This window comes from Algoriphagus halophilus, from assembly GCF_900129785.1.
Classification (GTDB): domain Bacteria; phylum Bacteroidota; class Bacteroidia; order Cytophagales; family Cyclobacteriaceae; genus Algoriphagus; species Algoriphagus halophilus.
This window is the reverse complement of record NZ_FSRC01000001.1, coordinates 2,661,611-2,682,575: the sequence shown is the minus strand read 5'-3', so window position 1 is coordinate 2,682,575 and position 20,965 is coordinate 2,661,611. Positions and strand designations below refer to the sequence as shown.

General features: G+C 40.1%; 16 protein-coding genes. 7 read left to right on the top strand and 9 right to left on the bottom strand.

Annotation, left to right across the window (positions count from 1 at the left end; all coding sequences use genetic code 11):
• Positions 1 to 26 precede the first annotated feature (26 nt).
• Both BUR11_RS11165 and BUR11_RS11160 read right to left on the bottom strand, forming a co-directional pair.
• Complete coding sequence (locus tag BUR11_RS11165) at positions 27 to 1,250, bottom strand: serine hydrolase domain-containing protein (protein ID WP_074224890.1); 1,224 nt, start codon at positions 1,248 to 1,250, stop codon at positions 27 to 29.
• Between the two features lie 126 nt (positions 1,251 to 1,376).
• Positions 1,377 to 1,952: a DJ-1/PfpI family protein gene (locus tag BUR11_RS11160; protein ID WP_074224889.1), complete on the bottom strand. Its 576-nt coding sequence runs from the start codon at positions 1,950 to 1,952 to the stop codon at positions 1,377 to 1,379.
• Positions 1,953 to 2,073: 121 nt separating this feature from the next.
• On the opposite strand from BUR11_RS11160, the gene BUR11_RS11155 reads away from it, so the two are divergent.
• Positions 2,074 to 2,910, top strand: coding sequence for an alpha/beta hydrolase (locus BUR11_RS11155; protein WP_074224888.1), 837 nt, complete (start codon positions 2,074 to 2,076; stop codon positions 2,908 to 2,910).
• Here the strand turns inward: BUR11_RS11155 and BUR11_RS11150 are convergent.
• Positions 2,907 to 3,680 (bottom strand): hypothetical protein, encoded by a 774-nt coding sequence (locus tag BUR11_RS11150; RefSeq protein WP_074224887.1) that lies wholly within the window; start codon positions 3,678 to 3,680, stop codon positions 2,907 to 2,909. The genes BUR11_RS11155 and BUR11_RS11150 overlap by 4 nt on opposite strands.
• 89 nt (positions 3,681 to 3,769) lie before the next feature.
• Entirely contained in the window at positions 3,770 to 5,932 is a 2,163-nt protein-coding gene (locus BUR11_RS11145; protein WP_074224886.1) for an alpha-glucuronidase family glycosyl hydrolase, read from the bottom strand.
• 161 nt (positions 5,933 to 6,093) lie between these two features.
• Between BUR11_RS11145 and BUR11_RS11140 the strand changes: the two genes are divergently transcribed.
• Positions 6,094 to 9,312, top strand: a complete 3,219-nt coding sequence (locus BUR11_RS11140) for a UvrD-helicase domain-containing protein (protein ID WP_074224885.1) — start codon at positions 6,094 to 6,096, stop codon at positions 9,310 to 9,312.
• Positions 9,305 to 12,169 carry a PD-(D/E)XK nuclease family protein gene (locus BUR11_RS11135; RefSeq protein ID WP_074224884.1) on the top strand — a complete coding sequence of 955 codons (2,865 nt, stop codon included), beginning with the start codon at positions 9,305 to 9,307 and terminating at the stop codon, positions 12,167 to 12,169. The genes BUR11_RS11140 and BUR11_RS11135 overlap by 8 nt, the downstream gene beginning before the upstream one ends.
• A gap of 20 nt (positions 12,170 to 12,189) precedes the next feature.
• Here BUR11_RS11135 and BUR11_RS11130 read toward each other — a convergent pair whose 3' ends face one another.
• The 4 genes from BUR11_RS11130 to BUR11_RS11115 form a co-directional block, all read right to left on the bottom strand.
• Positions 12,190 to 12,813: a hypothetical protein gene (locus tag BUR11_RS11130; RefSeq protein WP_074224883.1), complete on the bottom strand. Its 624-nt coding sequence runs from the start codon at positions 12,811 to 12,813 to the stop codon at positions 12,190 to 12,192.
• Positions 12,814 to 12,818: 5 nt separating this feature from the next.
• Positions 12,819 to 14,069 carry an LVIVD repeat-containing protein gene (locus BUR11_RS11125; RefSeq protein ID WP_074224882.1) on the bottom strand — a complete coding sequence of 417 codons (1,251 nt, stop codon included), beginning with the start codon at positions 14,067 to 14,069 and terminating at the stop codon, positions 12,819 to 12,821.
• A 239-nt stretch (positions 14,070 to 14,308) separates the two neighbouring features.
• Positions 14,309 to 14,761, bottom strand: a complete 453-nt coding sequence (locus BUR11_RS11120; protein ID WP_074224881.1) for a YciI family protein — start codon at positions 14,759 to 14,761, stop codon at positions 14,309 to 14,311.
• Positions 14,762 to 14,773: 12 nt separating this feature from the next.
• Positions 14,774 to 16,150 carry a TIGR00341 family protein gene (locus tag BUR11_RS11115; RefSeq protein WP_074224880.1) on the bottom strand — a complete coding sequence of 459 codons (1,377 nt, stop codon included), beginning with the start codon at positions 16,148 to 16,150 and terminating at the stop codon, positions 14,774 to 14,776.
• 300 nt (positions 16,151 to 16,450) lie between these two features.
• On the opposite strand from BUR11_RS11115, the gene BUR11_RS11110 reads away from it, so the two are divergent.
• The 4 genes from BUR11_RS11110 to BUR11_RS11095 all read left to right on the top strand — a co-directional run bounded on the left by BUR11_RS11110 (position 16,451) and on the right by BUR11_RS11095 (position 19,842).
• Positions 16,451 to 16,966 (top strand): response regulator, encoded by a 516-nt coding sequence (locus BUR11_RS11110; RefSeq protein ID WP_074224879.1) that lies wholly within the window; start codon positions 16,451 to 16,453, stop codon positions 16,964 to 16,966.
• A 345-nt stretch (positions 16,967 to 17,311) separates the two neighbouring features.
• On the top strand, positions 17,312 to 18,106 hold the full coding sequence (locus BUR11_RS11105) for an MlaE family ABC transporter permease (protein WP_074224878.1): 795 nt from the start codon (positions 17,312 to 17,314) through the stop codon (positions 18,104 to 18,106).
• A 3-nt stretch (positions 18,107 to 18,109) separates the two neighbouring features.
• Positions 18,110 to 18,862: an ABC transporter ATP-binding protein gene (locus tag BUR11_RS11100; protein ID WP_074224877.1), complete on the top strand. Its 753-nt coding sequence runs from the start codon at positions 18,110 to 18,112 to the stop codon at positions 18,860 to 18,862.
• Complete coding sequence (locus BUR11_RS11095; RefSeq protein WP_074224876.1) at positions 18,859 to 19,842, top strand: MlaD family protein; 984 nt, start codon at positions 18,859 to 18,861, stop codon at positions 19,840 to 19,842. The genes BUR11_RS11100 and BUR11_RS11095 overlap by 4 nt, the downstream gene beginning before the upstream one ends.
• A gap of 32 nt (positions 19,843 to 19,874) precedes the next feature.
• Here BUR11_RS11095 and BUR11_RS11090 read toward each other — a convergent pair whose 3' ends face one another.
• Positions 19,875 to 20,933, bottom strand: coding sequence for an endonuclease/exonuclease/phosphatase family protein (locus tag BUR11_RS11090; RefSeq protein WP_074224875.1), 1,059 nt, complete (start codon positions 20,931 to 20,933; stop codon positions 19,875 to 19,877).
• Between the last annotated feature and the right edge of the window lie 32 nt (positions 20,934 to 20,965).

Sequence of the window (20,965 nt, the reverse complement as noted above, 5' to 3'; positions counted from 1 at the left end):
TCCTTGTTTTGAGGCTATTTCTTTAGTTATTGAATGGATTGATAGACCATTTGCCTCATCTTATCTCCCCAATAATTGCTATACGGATTCATTTGGGTCATAAAAATAGAAATCAGGTCTTCTTTAGGATCAATAAAGAAGAAAGTACAATAGGCTCCACTCCAAAAGTATTGGCCAACGGAACCTAATTTCTTGGCATCCGCTAGATCTTCCAACACGGCAAATCCGAACCCGAAACCATGTCCTGCTCCATCATATAAGCCATCTGCCTGATCCATGGTCATTATTTCTATTGTTTTTGGACTTAGGAATTGAATACCATTAGACTCCCCTCCATTTAAAAGCATTCGGGAGAATTTTAAATAATCTTCTGCTGTGGAAAATAGTCCATGAGTACCTCCAAAGACTGTATTTCCGGAAGTGGGTGTTTGGTTTTCCTGCTTGATCAACTTCCCATTTTCATCAATGGTATGTACCTGAACCATCCTTTTTTGTTGCTCTTCATTCAGATTATACCCAGTGTCTTTCATTTCTAATGGATCAAACAATCGTTGTTGAAGGAAATCTGCCGTGTTCATCCCAGAAAATGTTTCTATCAATAAAGAAAGCACATCAGGAGAAGCTGAATAATACCATTGTTCTCCCGGTTCGCCGATCAAGGGTAAGCTCACCAGTGTTTGTACCCGGCTTTCAATGTTTTCTTGAGGAGAGCCATACATGGCCTCTCTAATTTCCTCTTCTAGCTTTCCTGCTGCAATTCCATGCGAAAAACCAGCCGTATGACTGAGAAGTTGAGCAATGGTGATTTTATTTTTTGCAGCCCGAGTTCCTCCAGCAATTCCTTGGCTTGGGTCGTTCGCTATTCTGAAATCTTTGAACCAAGGCAAATATTTTTCTACAGGGTCGTTCAGCTGAAAATACCCTTCCTCATAAAGCATCATGATACCAGTAGTGATGATGGGCTTACTCATGGATTGGATGAAAAATAGTTGATTTTTGAGCATGGGTTTATTGGAATCGACATCACTTACTCCATAAGCTTCATGTTGAATCACTTCCCCGTCCTGATACACTAAAGTGACTGCCCCAGGAATATTACCTTCCTCAATCTGTTCTTCTATAACGGATTCGTACCGGGCTAAGCGATCTAATGAAATGCGACTTGGCCCATGGATTACTGATTGGGCAAATACTCCATAGCTTAGTAAAAAGAGAAGTAATGCAGAAGAGAAACGTTTGGATTTAAGCATCTTGGGTTGGGTTATTATTTATTGATTTTACGAATGCTAAGATAAGGTAATGAATTCGAACTGTTTAAAATCAGAAAAGCCCTTTCATGCGAAATGAAAGGGCTTGATTTAGTTAATCAAATGAGTTTAGATTTCAATTTTTACACCGAGCACCTTTAAAAACTCTCTGATCCAGGCAGCATGTCCAGGCCAAGCAGGTGAGGTAACGAGGTTTCCATCCACCAAGGCATCTGTGGCGGGGATCTCATGAAACTCGCCTCCTGCAATGGTCACTTCAGGTCCCACAGCCGGGTAGGCGGTAAGCTTTCTCCCTTTAACAACGCCTGCTGCAGTTAATATTTGTATCCCATGGCAAACTGCGGCAACAGGTTTATTGCTGTCAAAGAAATGTCTTACCATGTCCAAAACTTTGGCATGTAACCGTAGATATTCAGGAGCCCTTCCCCCTGCGATGGCAATTCCGGCATAATCTTCAAGTTTGACTTCATCAAAGGTGTAATTCAAAGTAAAATTGTGACCAGGCTTTTCTGTATACGTTTGGTCGCCTTCAAAATCGTGGATAGCAGTCTTGATGGTTTCCCCTTTTTTCTTTCCAGGGCAGACAGCGTGAACTTCAAATCCTACCATTTCCAGCATTTGGAAAGGAACCATGGTCTCATAATCTTCTGCAAAATCACCTGTTAGAAATAAGATCTTTTTCATTTTACGTGTGGTTTAAATTGAAAAATTTGGTTTCTGCTTATACAACGGAAATGGATTAAAAAACATTCTTGGATAACGGCTAAATCTTTGCATTTTCATAGTAAGGTTTAATAAATAGTTTATGAATCATTTTGAGAGCACATATGAGGCCCCTGATGGAGTGAAACTTTACTTGCAGGCATGGATGCCAGATCATCCCAAGGCTACTTTGTTATTGGTTCATGGGCTAGGCGAGCATAGTGGCCGGTATTCCGTGTTGGCAGAAAACTTGGTTTCAATTGGGATTTCTGTTTTCACATTTGATGGTAGAGGACATGGTAAGTCTGTACCAAATGGACCGGACGCATATTTTGACTCGTATTTAAGCTATCTGGAAGATATTCACGTGCTATTTGAAAAAGCGAAAAACTACCAAGCATCACTTCCTGTTTTTCTATATGGGCATAGTATGGGGGGAGGATTTGCCGCTGCCTATGTACTGAAATATCACCCTGAATTAAGTGGAGTGATTCTAAGTAGTCCTGCCATCATGGAGGATCCCAATACTCCAAAAATTCTAAAGTCTATTTCTGGATTAATTAGCAGATTTTTTCCTAGGCTAAAGGCTTTAAAACTTGACCCCAAGGGAATTTCAAAATTGAAGAAGGAAGTACAGCGGTACTTGGATGATCCGCTGGTTTATAAAGATGCCTATCCCGCAAGGACAGCTACTGAAATTTTCAATATGATGAAATACATTCAAGAGAAGGTGAGTGAATTTGACCAACCCGTCTTATTACTTCATGGTACCAGTGATACCTTAACCAATCCTGAAGGGTCAAAACTTCTTTTTAAAAAATCTAATTCTATAGATAAGACACTAAGGCTGATACCCGGAGGGTATCATGAATTGATCAATGATACCGATAGTGAGTTAGTTCTGGATATAATTGTGAATTGGCTAAAAGAAAAAATTTAAGTTTTCGGAGTTCCTAATAAAAACAAAAGATAAGCGGGACCAGATTTAACCCTCCCTACTTCCCAATGAAATTGATCACGATTTTTTACTTGAGCTATTAAGTCATTCATTTCCCCCTCCGAATAGGTTCTTAGGCAAGATACTATTCCATCCCACCAAACGAAAAAAGGCACAATAGGAATCAGATAAGTAAAAAGCAGCCTCCCAAGATTAAAAGGTCTTATGAAAGGAGTAGTCAGTACTACGGTAATAGGGGAGAAGAACATCGCTAACATGCTAGGGAAAGATCTTTCCTGACCTTCCGCAATAAAGATAGGCTGTCGAGTAGTCACTGCATTTTCCAGAATTTGGATGGCATCTTTGGGGCGAAAATGATGGAAAGAGAGGAATTGAGTTCGTAATCCCGAATACTTTTCGGGAACCGCTCTTGCATCAATTGCCTCTGTTGAATATGCTATATTGGAAACCTGGGAGGCAGTATATTCAAACGCTGCTAGGTTTGGAAAGTAATCTGTGAGAAGAATAGTGGTCTCAGGGTGTTTTGCAATCAATTCCTGATTTAAGGACAGGATTCCCCCGCCTCCCCCAGATGCCAAATCAATGATCTGGTTTGTCCCAACGGATTGCAGTCCTTTTTCTATCCAAGGAATCAGGGGAACAAACATGTTTGTTTTGTTTGACAAAAACTGAAGGAAATCAGTACCATAATTTCGAAGAAAACCCGGAAACCATGGCAGATCTTCGAATTCGAAAAGATGAATTCTATTCATGGGAACGAAAGCTGATTCCTACTTAATTTAGTCAATTCTCCATCAAATCCTGAAGTAATTATTCTATTGTATGGAACCTGGTTCCCCTCTTAAATTCCTGGGGCATTTGGGAACATCAAGCTTTTATAATATTCCAAATCTCCTTCAGGTTGTTCGATATCACTGGGGAATGGCCTCTTTGAGAATGTTTGAAAATAAAGTAAACAGGCATTTCTCCACCATTCTGCTTCCTCCTCCTGAATGTTTAGCAATTGGCGGACATGCTCAAATTCTTCCGGATCTAGTTCAGGTTTTAAACTGTCCCAAGTTTGCTGCATGGCCCTCACTTCCTTTACCCCTCGATCATAATGGTAGGCTATTCCTTCCCATAAGGTATGTCCATCTTTCAATTTAAAATCCCAAGGTAAATGGTGGAACCAAAGCAGGTACTTTTCAGGGATTTCATTGGGGTTTGACCAAACCTCTTGAATTTCCTGGGCATATTGGCTCAATGCATCACTTCCGGTACTAGTTCTGTCAAACCCGATTCCCAAGCTGTCGGCTTGATGGTAATAGGGAGCGGTCCAATCTGCTCGACCTCCCATCACCCAAGGGCCTGGTCCATAATGATGGCTCCTTCCCATGATATGGTGGAGTCCTAGAGGAGTCATATAATCCACAGCCGCTTCATGTGAATCGAGCATCATTTCCTCAATTTTCGAAACGACCATAGGCTTTTGACCGAAAGTCAATTTAATCCATTCCTCAGCAATATCAGCCGAATTGGCATCGGGGTTCCAAGCTAATTTTCCAAAGGCATACCAATTGGCTTGGCCAAATAGGTGCCCGGTCCAGTTTCTATCCGTTCCAATATTGGAAACACCTGCCATTAAGGTAAGGTCTTGGTTAGTTTCAGTGCCTTCCAAAAGACTTGCAACGGTAGTGCTTGGCTTAGGTCTATAGATGTTCGTCTGTAATACTTCCTCCCACATGGGGGCTAGGAAAACCAATTGGGTAGCTTGTCCCAGGTATTCTTGGGTGATCTGAAATTCCATTCCCACATTGGTCTGATTGATGGCTCCAAATAATGGATGGAAGGGTTCCCTAGGTTGGAAGTCAATGGCTCCATTTTTTATCTGGATAATGACATTGTCCCTAAATTTCCCATCCAGGGGTTCAAATTCAAAATTGGCTTGTTTATGCCGATCTTGATCCTCTTGAAAGGAATACACAAAAGCCCTCCAGATCAGCAAACCTCCATGGGGAGCCAATGCTTCTGCAAGCATATTGGCACCTTCGGCATGGTTTCTTCCGTACTCATGAGGACCTGGCTGGCCTTCTGAATTTGCCTTCACTAAAAAGCCTCCAAAGTCCGGGATGTACGAATAGATTTCAGCAGTTTTTTCTTTCCAGAAATCCCTAACCTGATCGTTTAACGGATCGGCAGTTTCCAAGCCACCGATCTGAATGGGAGCAGAGAATCTGGCAGTCAGAAATACCTTAATTCCATAGGGTCTGAAAATGTCTGCAAGCACTTTCACTTTCTTCATGAAGTCGGTGGTCAAGATCAAGGCATTCGCGTTCACATTGGTTAAGGAAACAGCATTTATTCCAATGGAGGCATTTGCTCGGGCATAGTCTATATATCTGGGATCTACATAGCCTGGAAGTCTATGCCAGTCCCAAATTGAAAAGCCGGCATAGCCTCTTTCCACAGTTCTGTCCAGATTATCCCAATGGTTTAACATGCGGACTTTAACTTTCGGACTATCAGAATGAATTGAGTTTTTATTGAAAGTTTTACTTTGGACAGTTTTGATCCAATGAAATGTCCCATAAAGTACTCCTATGGGTGTGTTTCCAATGATTGAAAAATAGCTTTTTCCATCAATTTCCACTGGCCCTGTCCAAAAGCCATCCTCACCAAGCGCCTTAATTTCGGCCTGTTGGTCCAAGGATAAAACCTGCGAAAATTCTTGCCGGGTACCTAAATAAAATGTAGCGGATTGCAACCTTTCCTGTCTGAAACTGGGGGTGTTTCCAATCCAGGATTCCGCTGCTCTATTCAGCTCTTTTTTGATGACTTCATAGGTAGGGTTTTCTCCAAAAAAATAGACTCCAGAAAGTAATTCTGAAACATCATTTTGAAGGGTCGAGTTGGGCAGGGGCTGGTAGTCCAACCAAAGATTGTAGCCATCATTTCCAAAGGAAGAAAAGCAATTGCCTAGCCAAAGGGAAACGAACAATAGGAGTAGGTTGATGGGTTTTTGCATAGTCTTAAAATTGGGGATTTCTATCCAAAAAGCAATTGTTGTTTTAGGAATGAAAAGATACGGATATAAATCAATGTCTTACCAGACAATCTCTGTCAAATTGAGCCAGAAACCACCAAAATAAGAAGTGCCTTCCTTATATTCGGTTCTAACTTTTAGCCATGGATCAAAAACCATTCATTATCTACAAGTCTTCTGCGGGTTCAGGAAAAACCTATACCCTGACCCTGGAATATTTGAAATTAGCCCTTCAAAGTCCACATGCTTTCAAGCAAATCCTTGCTGTCACTTTTACCAATAAGGCGACGCAAGAAATGAAAGAGCGGATATTGGAAGAATTGAACCGATTGAGATCAAAGGTAGATCCTCAAGAGAAAATGGATGCTGAGTTAATGAAAGCATTAGATGTGGATGAATCAGGGTTAAAGGTTTTGGCCCAACAAACGCTTACTGCCATCCTCCATGATTATGGCAGATTCTCTGTGAGTACCATTGATAGTTTTTTTCAGAAAGTAGTCAGGGCATTTGCCAGAGAGATTGATCTGAATGCCAAGTTTGATGTGGAAATGGATCAGGCAGCGGTATTGGATCGGGTGGTAGACCGGGTGGTGATGTTGGTAATGGAGGATGAGTTTCTCCATAAATGGTTGGTGGATTATGCCTATGAGCAAATCCAAAATGGGAGTTCATGGGATATCCGAAGAAACATACACGGATTAGGTCAACAGATTTTTCAGGAAGACTTCAAAAAGTTCGCACCGGAGATCAAAGAATTTTTGAAAGAAAAGGAAAACATCACCTCGCTCCAGACGATGGTCAGGGAGCGGAAATCCGAAATTGTTCAATTAGCGAAGGAGCTTGGGACTCATGCCAATACGATACGGGTTTCCAATGGCTTGGAATGGACTGATTTTGCAGGCGGATCCCGGACCTTTGCAAAAGTTTTTAGCCTATTAGGGGATAAAAATCAACCTATTCCAAAGTTGACCGATGCAACACTTGCTAAGATAGATCAACCTGATGGCTGGTTTTCGAAATCCAGTAAATGCATTGATCAGATTAAATCGGCATATGAACAAGGGCTTAACCAGATCCTCATTCAAATGGATGCCTTGACTTCCAGATGGAATACCCTGCAGGCAATAGCCAAAAACAGTTATGTCTATGGAGTTTTCAAAAACTTGTTGGATGAGTTAAGTCTGGTAAAAGATGAGGAAAATATACTTCTCATATCGGATGCAAATGAGTTTCTCAAAGAAATTACAAAGGGGAATGACACACCTTTCATCTATGAGAAAGTAGGAAACCAGTACAAAAACTACCTCATTGATGAGTTTCAGGATACCTCCGGCTTCCAGTGGGATAGCTTTAAGCCTTTGTTGGAAAACTCTTTAGGACAACATCAAACCAATTTACTGGTGGGGGATGTGAAGCAGTCCATTTATCGCTGGCGGGGAGGAGAGATGAAATTATTGCTCTCTCAGGTAGAAGAAGAGATTGGAACCGACCGGATTGTCTTGAAAAACCTAGATACGAATTTCAGAAGCCTTCCCCATATCATTCAATTTAATAATGCGGTATTCAAGGTGCTTCCAAAATCTATGGAGCAGGTATTAATTGCTGATTATGGAGTTGAAAATCCGAAAATCCTATCTCAGGCGTATGAAGATTCATTTCAGCATGTTTCTTCCAAAAAGATGAATTCAGATTTCAAAGGAAAAGTAAAACTGGAATTTATTGATCCCAAGAATGTGGAAGATGAAAGTAGTTTTGACGAGTTGGTGTTGGATAAGCTTCCCGAAGTAGTCAAAGAACTTCAAGATCATGGATATGAACTCAAAGACATTGCTTTTCTGGTTAGAAAAAAGAGTCAAGGAGAGGCGATTGCAGACAAAATGATGGATTTTGCTGCTGAAAACACAGATCCAAACTATGGTTTTGACGTCCTTTCGGACGAGTCCATGTATCTCAATAAAGCAGCATCAGTAAAAGCATTGGTTTCCGGCTTCCACTATTTACATAATCCCGCGGATCAAGTGCAATACAAAACCATGTGGTACCATTTGGCAGTATTGAAAACTGAGCCCATTTCCCATGAATTGTTTGCATTGGATAAAATGCCTTCCTATTTGGATGAGCAAGTGAAAGCCTTTCAGGAAAAGGAAAAGACCATGCTTCAGTTGCCATTAATGGAAGCGTTGGAGGAATTGATACAAGTTTTAGGGCTCATGGAGCTTGGGAAAGAGAGCGCCTATATTTCCGGATTTAAAGAAGCAGTGTTTGATTTTACAGCAAACAATAGGGCTGATCTCAGTGGCTTCTTGGATTGGTGGGAAGATCAGCAATTGAAGCGTACCGTCAAAATTCCAGAAGGCCATAATGCTATGAGGATTATGACGATTCATAAATCCAAAGGACTCCAATTTAAAGTGGTGCTGATGCCGTTTTTGAAATGGACCATATTTGATACCAGTAAAGGAAATGTGATTTGGTCGCCTTTTGAGGATAGAGAGAAGGGTTTGTCGGCGGTTATTCCTTTAAATCTGAATAATGAATTGGCCAACTCTGATTTCCGCGAGACTTATGCAGAGGAGGCTACCATGGCCTATTTAGATAGTTTGAATATGCTTTATGTGGCTTTGACCAGGTCTGAGGAAGTTTTTTATGGGTTTTCACCATTTAAAGAAACCATCAAATCCCAAAACTACATGGAAGTTCAATTGCAGCAATTGATTCAATTTGATGCTTCAGGGGAAGGGGGATTAAGCTTTAAAACTTATTTTGACCAAGAGTCAAAAGTGTTTGAGTTAGGAGATTGGCCAGAAAGCCAAGTGAGGAAATTGGAGCCCCATCAGGCGCCTGACCTTCGTTGGGCCTATAAAAATTGGGCGGAGGTATTAAAACTGAAGAAATATGCCGTGGATTTTTCAATAGAGGGATTAGCACAGCGGAAAAAGCAAAAATTCGGATTGTTGGTACATGAAATTCTGGAACTATCCATCAATCATCAATCCGCCTTGCAGCATCTTCAAAAGTTCTATTTCGAAGGCAGATTAAGTGCGGAAGAGAGGAGCATTGTCGAAGAGCAATTGGGACATCTTTTCGCCCATCCTACTTTTGCCTCCTGGTTTAGCTCAGAAGGGGTATTACTTGCAGAACAAGGAATTTTACTTCCTGGAGGAAAGCAAAAACGGCCAGATCGGATCATTTTAAATGATCAAGAGGCATTGATTGTGGATTTTAAAACTGGTGAGAAGCAAAGTCGCTATGCAGAACAAGTACGAGAGTATATGAAATTGGTGGCCAGTTTGGCCAAAAGACCTACCAAAGGATATTTATGTTATTTAGAGACGGGTTTAATTGAGGAGGTATATGCGTAGTTTTTTGAAAAACACAGCAAAAGAAATCCTCGAATCAGGGTTGGATTTGCAAGATATTACCGTGGTATTGCCAAATCGAAGAGCTGGCCTATTTTTTACCCAACATTTGGGAGGCCTTATTCAGGAACCTACTTGGATGCCAGAAGTAAAAACCATAGAGGAGCTATTCTTTGAATTGGGAGGTGAAAGGCCGGCAGATGATCTGACTTTAATCTTCGAATTGTATAAAGTTTACCAAGAACTCAATCCTGAGCCAGAAACCTTTGATCGCTTTTATTTCTGGGGAGAGATGATCTTAAAAGATTTCAATGATGTGGATCAGTTTATGGCCGATGCCAGCAAACTATACCATCACTTATCAGAAATCAAAGAAATTGAGTCTGATTTGAGTTTTTTGAACGAAAGTCAAATAGAACTGATCAAACAATTTTGGTCCTCTTTTATTAGACAGGATCGGGATCATCAGGAGAAATTTTTGAAATTCTGGCAAATGTTGGGGCCACTATATTCTGCCTATAAAGCTTCATTGAAAGTTTCCGGTTTGGCTTATTCAGGAATGATTTACAGGAAAGTGGCGGAATCACTGAGTGAGATTACTGTCCCAAAAAAGAAGTTTCATTTTATTGGATTCAATGCGTTTACGGGAACTGAGGAAGCCTTGATCAAGCACTATATTACTGAATTTGATGCAAAGATTTACTGGGATATAGATGCCTACTATGTGGAGGATAAAGTCCAGGAGGCAGGTATGTTTTTTCGTGACTATCGCAAAGACCTGGTTTTTGGACCCACGTTTCCTGAAGCTATACCCACACATATTGAGGATAGAGAAGCAAGAATTCATACCTATGCCACACCATTAAAAGTCAATCAGGCAAATCTGGTAGGAGCACTTTTGGAGAAAGTACCTGCAGGAGAATCTTGGGAAGAAACAGTGGTGATTTTGCCGGATGAGCAAATGTTATTTCCAATACTTCACACACTTCCGGAGCAGGTAGACAAAGTGAATGTAACCATGGGGTACCCGGTAAAAAATGCTCCTGTGTATTCCTTTTTGGAGGCGGTATTGGAAATGCAGCGCTTTATCAAGGTAGAGGACGGGCGAGTATTATTTTACCATACAGCAGTCAAAAATTTATTGAGCTCGGTGTACTTGAAAAGTGTAAACTCGGGCTTTGCTGAAAAACTGTTGGAGGATATGCAATTATTGAATCAAATTCATATCCCAGAAGATAGACTTGCCAAAGGGGGGAGTTTGTACCAGCTGATATTCCAAAAGCTGGAAAATGATCAACTCTTTCCTTATTTGACCCAGTTAATGGAGGCCTTGGCTGAACAACTTCAGGAGGAACCTTTGCAGCGATCTTACTTGTACCAATGTTTTAAACAATTGACCCGCTTAAAAGAGATTTTTGCAGGTCAGGATATTTTAAGCATTAATCGGGAGTTTTTTATCCGTCTGTTTCGTCAGGTATTTCGGGAAGTGAAGTTGCCTTTTGAGGGGGAGCCTCTTTTGGGATTACAGGTAATGGGTGTCCTGGAATCCAGGAATTTGGATTTCAAACGTGTCATCATTTGTAATATGAATGAGGATAGTTTCCCACCAGCGGCAGGGTTAAATTCCATGATCCCATTCAATATCCGTAAAGCTTTTGGTTTGCCTGTACAGGAGCAGAATGATTCCATTTATGCCTATACTTTTTACCGCTTACTTCATAGTGCAGAAGAAGTGCATATGATTTATACCACCGCTTCTGATCAAGGGAAGGCAGGTGAAAAGAGTCGATACATACAACAAATGGCTGTGGAGCTTGGGAGGAAGATGGAGGAAGAGGTGATTTTTATTCCTATAGACCAGCAATCCCCTGAGTCTATTAGCATAGAGAAAGATGAAGAGGTATTACATCTATTGGATAAATACCTTTTGGATGAGCATGGCTTTTCCGAAACCGCATTTTCGCCTTCTGCCTTGAGTGTTTTTTTGGATTGCAGATTGAAATTCTATTTTCAGTATTTGGCAAATATTCAAGAGAAAGAAGAAGTCAGCGAGGAAATAGATGCAGCTGTATTTGGGAATCTGGCACACTTGAGTATGGAGTTCTTGTATCAGGATTTCGCAAAAAGGAAGAAGAGAACCGTGTTGGAGAAATCCGATTTTAAGGAATTGAAATCCAATTGGGTTTTTCCTGCAATTGAAAAAGCGATCAGGAAATTTTACCACTTGGAAGGGGAGGCCAATACCAAGCTGAACGGTCAAATGGCCATTGCCCGTGATGTGCTTCAGAAATATTTGCATCAGATTTTGAAAATAGACGAGGAATCTGCGCCATTTACCCTGATTTCTCTTGAAAAAGAGAAAAGGTATGCGGCAGCATTAACGATCAATACAACATCAGGAGATCAAAAAGTCGCGCTTCGGGGGATTATAGATCGGGTGGATGAGCAAAATGGAACCATTCGCCTGATAGATTATAAATCAGGAATAGATAATAAGAACTTTCCGGATATCCCTTCTTTATTTGACCGTGAGAATAAATCCCGAAATAAAGCAGCCATGCAGACCATGTTTTATGGACTGATTTACCAGGAAACGGTGGCAGGGAATACAGCACCTTTGAAACCTGCTATTTTCAATCTGAGGGAAATGTTTAAGGATGATTTTAATCCCTATTTGCAGCTCAAGGAAGGAAGAAAATCTGGTATAGAGGTAAATGATTATCGGGATTTTGAGGAAGAGTATAAGGCCGGGTTAAAATCCCTTTTGGAAGATATCTATGACCCAGATCAAGCCTTTGATCAGACAGAGGATCTCAAAAAATGCGGGTATTGTCCGTATAAAGAGATTTGTGGAAGATAATGGGCTATAGCTTGAATTAATCAGAACATAAGGCCTGCTCTAAAAACAAAACTTCGAAATAAGAAATTAGTTTCTGTCAACGTACTATATCCCGGAGGTAAAAGATCATTGGGGACCGAGGTAGAACCGGGAGGTAAAAAGGTCCCGACAAACTGTGAGATTTGTTGACGTTTGTAGGCAAAGCTAATTGTTAACGCTGATTTTCCTTTTTTAGCAGGAAAGCTAGCTCCCAAGGATGGGCTAACTAAATAGCCTCCTTCATACCAGCTTTTGCTCCATTCGTTTTCCTCCTTTTTCTCCAATAGGGCTGATCCTCCTCCAAAATCCAGTCCAGCAAATACCTTGGGTTTTCCCTCTTGACCCAAAAAACCTCTCCATCCCAATGCCAGTGGGATAATGGAGAGTTCCTCGTATTGATCCAATCCGGTTGAAAACCCGATGACCTGATTTTTGGTAAGGCGGATTCCATGAAATGTGATCAAGCTGACATCAATTCTATGTTCTTTCCTTCCGTCCCATTGCTCCGATCCTTTGCCATATAAGAAACCCAGTTCGGTCTGATTAAAATAGGCTTTTTCCTGAGCGATACTGTTCAAGTAAAAAAATAAGGCAAAGGACAGTAGAATTGTAGTTTTTAGGCTCATTGGCTTCAATACACATTGACAGGGTTGCTTACTTGAATACAACTAAGTTTTCTCAATTTGGAGGGATTACTGTAATCAAATTGACAAACCCCATCTGGGCCAATCACAATCAAAGAATTTGGACCTGGAATTAAATCAACTGATTTTTCTTTTTCCAAAAACTCCAACTGGTTCTGATCAATCGCCATCACATCACTTACATTGAAGCTTTTCAGTCCATGTACCCCTTCAGTTACATATAGGTAATCTCCTGCCAAGCCCAATCCATGAGGATTGAGCATCGGGTAAGCCTTGATCAATGTTGGATGATAAAGATCTTTGATATCAATTACCTGAAGTTCATTTACCCCATTCCAGCACGCCGTCCCATTTCTCAACGTTACAAACGCATAGTCATCATTGACTACCACCGGGTCACATGCCTGTACGTGTTCGTAAACAGCCATACGGGTAGGGGAGCTGGGAGTGCTCGCATCATAGATATGCATGCCATTGTTTGAACCAATAAACAGGACATCCTTAAAAGGGAAAATAGTTTCAATCCCCCATCCCAGGTCAATGGGTTTTACAAATGTGGGTGCTGCTGGTTCTTCTACATCAAAAACTCGCATCGTGGATTCATCTACCGCATATAAGTGCTGGTTTAATAACGTAAACCTAGCCATGGATCCACCTGTTCCATAGCTTTGGGAAGCGGCGGCATAATTCGAAGAAAAGCTCAGGGCATCATTCATCAGCCAGCCTCCCTCCATTTGCCAGGTAGGGCTTTCAGAAGTGATGACCGTATCTTGAAAGGTGATGATTTCTCCGGTATCGTGACGATATAGATGATTAAAAACATCTTCCACCCGTTTGACTAATTGAATATTATTGATGTCACTGATGTCAAAGGCCAGTAAATCCACATAATTATCAGCATATAGGATATTTCCATTGATAGCCATGTCCACATTGCCGGCAATTGGAATGAAACTTAAATTGATCGGGCTGGATGGATCTTCATTATTTAAAATATGGATTCCCTTGGTCGGTTCATTAATGAATAGGTAATCCTCATAGATATAAATTTTACCTGGATTGTCTAAATCCCTGGCAGGTTCGGTAACAAGGGTTCTTGCTCTCACATCGCTCATTTCAAGGTAAACTGGCATCATGGTCCGATAGGTATAGGTGCTAGTTACGTCATCATGGCAGGATGAAAATAGAAGAACTGCTAAAAAGAAAAGCAAGAGTTGAGGAGAATAGCGAGATTTCATACTACAGTTGGTTAAGAAAAGAAAAAGGTATAATCTAATGACGTAGCCAAACTAAAAACTGCAACACGTAAAAAGACCACTATTTTATAAAGGCTAGACGTTCTTTAATCCTGAGTTAATTAATAGTGTTAGAAAAAATTAAATTAACTATTATTTTAGAAAAAAAATAACTAGAAATCACATCCGAGGGTTCGAATATCTAGCTATTATAGCCTAAATAGCGCTTATTAACCCAGGGATCAAATAATCTCTTTGGCAACTTTCCTATGAAGCTCATTCATCATCATTAAAGCTGCAGAACCATACCATTCTTTCAATTCCATTTTCAAGACTCCTGCTTGAATGGAAGGGTCGGTCTCAGTAAGAGATTTTGCTTCTTCTAAATCCTGCACATCGAATATATAAAGGCCTCTCAGGTCCTCATTTCCAAAAAATGGGCCTGCCATTACCAATTTCCCTTCTTCCGCCATTCGATTGATGTTCGCCATGTGACCTTCTTGAAGTTTCCCCCGCTCTTCTTCGGTGTATTCACTTACTTTGTCTCCCCTATAGAGAAAAGCGATGACATACTTCTTCATTCCGTACTGATCAGCCCCTACTTCTTCGGCTAAATGAGGGTCATAACTGGACTGGGCCTTGGAAATACCAATTGAGCAAGCTAGCAAGGCAAATACAAAGAGAAGGGTTTTCATGTCAGTGTGGGATTAGTTGAGGATAAGACCAACAGTGTCTGCTTTGGTTCTTAATTTAAGCCATTCTGTCAATTTTTTAGTTTCCGAAGCCGAAGGTTTGGTAGAAAACTCCGCATAGGCCACTAAAAGCGTGTCAGTTTTTTCTTTTTCCAAGTCAGTGACCAATGACCTGTTTAAGGTGAATTTACGAAGTTTGGGATGATTGATCTTTGCTTCTTGTGCAATATCATTCCCAAGAAACCGTACTTCTCCATAATTTGCGACTTCACTTTCAAGCAAGGCGATGCGTTGATCCTTATCTTGAATGATTTGTTCATTTCGTTCATACAGATCTTTCAGGATATCCGAACGCAATAAATTCATATCCGTAATTCCCGCATTGTTTTGATTGATGGTAATCTCCGTATCAGTTAAGCCAAAGCTGACCGCTTTTTCTTTGATAAGTCCGATGGTTTCTTGGTCAATTTGATCTCCAATCAAACTTACCTGGATTGTTTTATTTGAACTGGAATAGGTGAAGTTCGAATTGAGGACTTGCGTTCTGGGGAAAACCATTTCCTGACTGACGAATGTTTTTGCTTGTTCCTCCCAGATAGATCGGATGACGATTCCATAGGCTAAATAGACACTAGGTACGATCGTGATGATGGTGAATATGGTGATGTAAGTCTGTACTCGCTTTTCTTTTTTATGATCTAAAAATTCCTTTTTAGGAAATTTCATAAAACGAACAATTAAATAAGTGGAGAGACTTATAAAAACTGAATTGATAAAAAATAAATAAAAGGCGCCGATAAAATAATAAAGATTCATGGTTGCCAAACCATATCCAGCGGTACAAAGAGGGGGCATCAAAGCAGTGGCAATTGCTACCCCAGGTATGGCATTACTTTTCTCTTTTCGGGAACCTGCAATGATTCCTGCAAGTCCTCCGAACAAGGCAATTAATACATCCCAAATTGTAGGTTCCGTGCGTGCCAAAAGTTCGGATTGAGCATCATCTAAAGGAGTGAAATTAAAATAAATTGTAGAGGTTAAAATCGCGATGAAAACTGCAACGCCAAGGTTCCTCAGCGACCGTTTCAAAAGCTCAAAATCATTGATCCCAGCAGCCAGTCCAATTCCCATAATGGGCCCCATCAAAGGGGAGATTAACATGGCTCCAATGATCACTGCTGTGGAGTTTACATTGAGGCCAATCGAGGCTACAAAAATCGCAAAAATCAGAATCCATAAATTGGCTCCTTTAAACTCCACGTTCTTTTTGATATAGTCAATGGTGGCAAGCTCATCCTCTTTGCCTTCATGCAAATCAAACCTGTTTTTCAAATAGAGTAGGGTTCGGATCAATTGATTTCGATTGCTTCTAGGAGCTTTTTCTTCTTCCATCTTAGGGGTAATTAATAGGCCTGTAAATTAGTTAAAATAAGCCTTCAACAAGTTTATGAATAATAAAATAGTGCCGGTCTATGCCAGGTTGATAGGGATTTTATTGGTACACTTTATGCTTTGTAAATTTGATATTTTGAATCATTTTTATACTAAAAATAACTTTAGGTAAAGAATATTAATCTATTGATTTATATATCTATATGAATGAATTAGTCTTGACATAATTAGGTGATACTAAAAAATTTAGATAAGACTAAATACGGGTGATTTCTCATTTTTTTAAAATTTGTTTCTTGATTGAAATCACAATGGGAGGATACTTCAAGTAGATTTGAAGATCTGAATGCGAAAACCCAAAATATTGGATTTGCCTTAGGAATAGTGATATTTGCAGACTCGGCATCACCCCTAAGTATCAAAAATCAAAATATGAACAATCCAGTTTCCAAAAGAATTGCATCCATAGATGATGATAAAATTCAACATATTTTGGTCAAGAAAAGAATGCAGTTGATAGATCCTACGGTGGAGATTTTTCCTTTTGATGATCCTGATCATGCCTTGGAATGGCTCGGTAATAATTCCGTGGATTTAATATTTATGGACCTTAATTTTCCAGGACTTTCCGGATGGGATTTGCTTCAAAAAATCAGGGAGGTTTCCCAAGCTCCCGTGATCGTGTTGACGGGAAATATTGGCCCTTTTGAAAGAGAAAAAATAGAGGCCTATCCTCAGGCAATTCGACTGTTTGAAAAACCAATTTCCAATGTTCAGGTGAATGATGTTTTTCAATATTTGAACTCTAAAAATTAGAGTAAAATTAAGCCCGTTTATTTCAAAGAAAGGGAAGGAATGTCCTCGTAAAAGGAGGTGGAAATGCTCAGTAAATACCCCGCTGGTTTTTTGGCAGGAATTTTGAAATTAGACAAGGTAATAGAAACTCTTACATGGATAAAAGAGCAAAATTAATTTTAGTAAATCGAACTATTTAGCTCGCATTCTATTTAGATACTTTGAACCTTTTTAAAAAAACGAATTAGGTTTGTGGAATAATTAAATGAATGATTTTACCATTTAAGAGTATTAATATCCCTTTTGGTACCTTAAGCCAAAACCCTTTGGAGATTTTTACTTAATTTCAAGCGATTAAATTGACCTATGGCTGAAGAAGCAGACAGAAAGCCTGTGCTTTCTAAGAAAATAGATAAATTTTTTACAGGCTTAGCAAGTGCCTGGAGCTTTGTAAGGAGGTTCTTTAAAGAAGTGTTTTTACCCCCTTATGAACTAAAAGAAGTCTTCCACCAATGTTATCGAATTGGGGTGGAATCCTTGCCTCTTATTTCATTGACTGGATTCATCGTAGGGATTGTATTTACCAATCAATCTAGACCCTCACTTTCAGAATTTGGAGCTACCTCTTGGTTACCTTCTTTGATTTCCATTGCCGTAGTAAGAGCGATGGGACCTTTGGTGACGGCATTGATTGCAGCAGGTAAGATGGGATCCAGTATCGGTGCAGAGATAGGCTCCATGAAAGTGACAGAGCAAATCGATGCGATGGAAGTTTCAGCAACTAATCCATTTAAGTTTTTGGTGGTAACCCGGGTGTTGGCAACAACTTTCATGATACCTGTCTTGGTGATGTATACTGATTTTGTCGCATTGATGGGATCTTTCTTAAGCGTGAACGCCAATGAAAATGTCAGTATGACCACCTTTTTTGTAGAGGTGTTTGAATCAATCAGTTTCTTGGATATTAACTCTTCGGTTTTGAAATCCCTTCTATTTGGCTTTACCATCGGAATAGTGGGTTGCTATAAAGGATATAACTCTTCCAAAGGAACCGAGGGGGTAGGTCGTGCAGCCAATTCAGCTGTTGTAATGGCCATGTTCCTGATATTTATTGAAGAATTACTAGTTCTTCAGATTGTGAACGCAATTAGAATGATGTAAACCATGGAAGAGAAAGTTGTAGAAATAGCTGGTTTAAAGAAATCATTTGGGGATTTGGATGTTCTCAAAGGAGTTGATTTGGATTTATATAAAGGAGAGAACTTGGTTGTGCTCGGTAAATCTGGTTCTGGCAAATCTGTATTGATAAAAATCATGGTGGGTTTGCTGAAGCAGGATGAAGGATCGATGAAGGTGTTAGGGCAGGAAGTTTCCAAATTAGGAACCAAAGCCCTCAATGAACTTCGATTAAAAATCGGTTTCTCTTTTCAGAATTCAGCCTTGTATGATAGTATGACTGTTCGGGAGAATATGGAATTTCCATTGGTAAGAAATGTGAAGAATCTTACCCGGGGAGAAATTACAAGAAAAATAGAAGAGTTGTTGGATAGTGTGGGCTTACCCCAATCCATCAACCAGATGCCATCTGAACTTTCTGGAGGTCAGAAAAAAAGAATAGGCGTGGCCAGGACTTTGATATTAAATCCTGAGATCATGCTTTATGATGAGCCAACTGCTGGTCTAGATCCGATTACTTGTATGGATATTAATAATTTGATCAATCAGGTAAGAGAGCAGTATAATACTTCATCTATTGTCATTACCCATGACCTTACGTGTGCCAAAGTCACAGGAGATCGTCAAGCAGTGTTGCTAGATGGTCAATTCAAGGCGATGGGTAGTTTTGAAGAAGTTTTTGCTCATGCACAAGATGGGCGAGTCAAATCATTTTACGATTATAATTTCATTGATTCATGAGAGGTGAAAATAAACGCAACGTTTTAGTAGGCATATTTGTATTTATAGGAATTGCCATCCTGGTAGCCGGTATTTTGACCTTGGGCGGCCAGCAAAAGAAATTTGTCAAAGCGATCCAACTGAAAGCAGTGTTCGATGATATTGGAGGTTTACAGACTGGAAACAATGTTTGGTTTTCAGGGGTGAAAATCGGTACCGTTCGAAAAATCAATTTCTATGGGGACTCCCAAGTTGAAATAGAAATGAATGTAGAGGAGGAAGTGGTAGAATTTATTCGAAAGGATTCTAAAGCTACCTTGAGTTCTGATGGTTTGATCGGTAATAAAATCATCGTGATCTATGGAGGAACTACTATGGCGCCTCCAGTGGAGGATGGGGATCGATTGGAATCTGTCATGCCTTTGGATACCGATCAAATGATGGAGACGCTGCAGGTAAATAATGAAAATCTAGTTGAGATCACCAATGACCTAAAAGTCTTGACCAGTAAATTAGCCGCAGGTGAAGGCATCGTGGGAGCTGTATTGACTGATTCTACCTTGGCAGAAAGTTTCAAAACCATCATTGCCAACTTGAATAATGCCTCTGTTCAAAGCAACAGAATGCTTACCGACCTCAATTCCTTTACTTCAAAATTGAATCAAGAGGGTAATCTTTTCAATGATTTGGTAACGGATACCACGTTGCTTACCGAATTTAAATCCACTATGGGAAGTCTGAAAGCTACAGCTCAAAATTCAGAGGAAATGACTGAGGAGTTGAAGGCTATTACAGAGAAATTCAATTCATCGGACAATTCCATCGGTGTATTGTTAAATGATGAAGAATTTGCTAAAAGTTTAAAACAAACGATGGTGAATACCGATTCAGCGACATACAACCTAAATAGAGGGTTGGAGGCATTGGAATACACCTGGCCGTTCAGAAAAGGCTTTAAGCGAAAAGCGAAAGCTGAAGAAAAAGCCGATGAAAATAATTAAAAATGAAGCCCTAAATTGATTTAGGGCTTTTTTTATGAACGATCCGAAATTCCGTTTTCGATCTTCTCTTTAGCCTCCTGATGGTCTTCCCCATTGGCTTCCAATTGATCCGTGGTATTCTTTTCTGTGATCACCGCTTTCATACTGATTGGGAAATGATCTGAACCAATTCCTGACTGCACTTGAAGTTCAGAAAGTCCAAAATGTTTGCTGAGGAAAATATGGTCCAAAGGCCAACGTAAGAGGGGTATTTTAGCATGGAAGGTACTAAATAATCCTCTACCTCTCCTCGGGTCAGCCATTTCTGAAATTTTAAGGAATAGCTCAGTTGTATAGCTCCATGCCACGTCATTCAAATCCCCGATCACCAGAGAGGGTTTGGGATTGGCCTTTACTTTTTTTCCAACGATAAGAATTTCAGCATCTCTATCGGTACTTTTTGGGTTTTCGTTGGGAACTGGAGGAGTGGGGTGAATTGCGTACACCGTAATGGTTTTTCCGCTGTTTAGTTTTATTTCTAACTCTATAGAGGGTATTTCATCATCGATGAGGTATTTAATTTCATGCCTGACAATTTCCAATTTGGTATACAGCAACATTCCATAGGTATTGTCCAAAGGAATCAAGATCGTATTTGGATATTGTTTTTCAAGGGATTTTAATCCCACTTCCCAAGCCTGATCGGTTTCTACCAAGAATATGAGATCGGGGTTTGTTTGATGGACCAAATCAATCACTTTTTGGTAGTGGGTGTTGAATTGGTAAACATTTCCTACCAAAATGTGAATCCCATTCTCCTCATCATAGGCAATCGAGTCAATCATCTTTTTGCCCAAGGGACTGAAGATTTTCACTTTTCTAAAAAGGTGAATTCCTGCCATCAATAATAGAACCATCCAAATGAAACTTTCAGGGGAAGCTTCCTCAAAGGCAAGGTACGTCCAAGGCAACACGCAAAGGATAATGATCACCAGCTTTTGCAGTTGAGGGTAGTCAAAAACTCTGATCCACCAATAGTCCCATTTGATAAAAGGGATCCAGGTAGCAAGGATAAAAAATGCACTGATTATCCTCAAAACGTAAATCGGCATAGGCTTTGGAATTTATTAACTAATATAAACAA

What these genes read in the sequence shown, in the direction of transcription:
- BUR11_RS11165 (WP_074224890.1), bottom strand. Translation starts at nt 1,250, where the DNA reads ATGCTTAAATCCAAACGTTTCTCTTCTGCATTACTTCTCTTTTTACTA.
- BUR11_RS11160 (WP_074224889.1), bottom strand. Translation starts at nt 1,952, where the DNA reads ATGAAAAAGATCTTATTTCTAACAGGTGATTTTGCAGAAGATTATGAG.
- BUR11_RS11155 (WP_074224888.1), top strand. Translation starts at nt 2,074, where the DNA reads ATGAATCATTTTGAGAGCACATATGAGGCCCCTGATGGAGTGAAACTT.
- BUR11_RS11150 (WP_074224887.1), bottom strand. Translation starts at nt 3,680, where the DNA reads ATGAATAGAATTCATCTTTTCGAATTCGAAGATCTGCCATGGTTTCCG.
- BUR11_RS11145 (WP_074224886.1), bottom strand. Translation starts at nt 5,932, where the DNA reads ATGCAAAAACCCATCAACCTACTCCTATTGTTCGTTTCCCTTTGGCTA.
- BUR11_RS11140 (WP_074224885.1), top strand. Translation starts at nt 6,094, where the DNA reads ATGGATCAAAAACCATTCATTATCTACAAGTCTTCTGCGGGTTCAGGA.
- BUR11_RS11135 (WP_074224884.1), top strand. Translation starts at nt 9,305, where the DNA reads ATGCGTAGTTTTTTGAAAAACACAGCAAAAGAAATCCTCGAATCAGGG.
- BUR11_RS11130 (WP_074224883.1), bottom strand. Translation starts at nt 12,813, where the DNA reads ATGAGCCTAAAAACTACAATTCTACTGTCCTTTGCCTTATTTTTTTAC.
- BUR11_RS11125 (WP_074224882.1), bottom strand. Translation starts at nt 14,069, where the DNA reads ATGAAATCTCGCTATTCTCCTCAACTCTTGCTTTTCTTTTTAGCAGTT.
- BUR11_RS11120 (WP_074224881.1), bottom strand. Translation starts at nt 14,761, where the DNA reads ATGAAAACCCTTCTCTTTGTATTTGCCTTGCTAGCTTGCTCAATTGGT.
- BUR11_RS11115 (WP_074224880.1), bottom strand. Translation starts at nt 16,150, where the DNA reads ATGGAAGAAGAAAAAGCTCCTAGAAGCAATCGAAATCAATTGATCCGA.
- BUR11_RS11105 (WP_074224878.1), top strand. Translation starts at nt 17,312, where the DNA reads ATGGCTGAAGAAGCAGACAGAAAGCCTGTGCTTTCTAAGAAAATAGAT.
- BUR11_RS11100 (WP_074224877.1), top strand. Translation starts at nt 18,110, where the DNA reads ATGGAAGAGAAAGTTGTAGAAATAGCTGGTTTAAAGAAATCATTTGGG.
- BUR11_RS11095 (WP_074224876.1), top strand. Translation starts at nt 18,859, where the DNA reads ATGAGAGGTGAAAATAAACGCAACGTTTTAGTAGGCATATTTGTATTT.
- BUR11_RS11090 (WP_074224875.1), bottom strand. Translation starts at nt 20,933, where the DNA reads ATGCCGATTTACGTTTTGAGGATAATCAGTGCATTTTTTATCCTTGCT.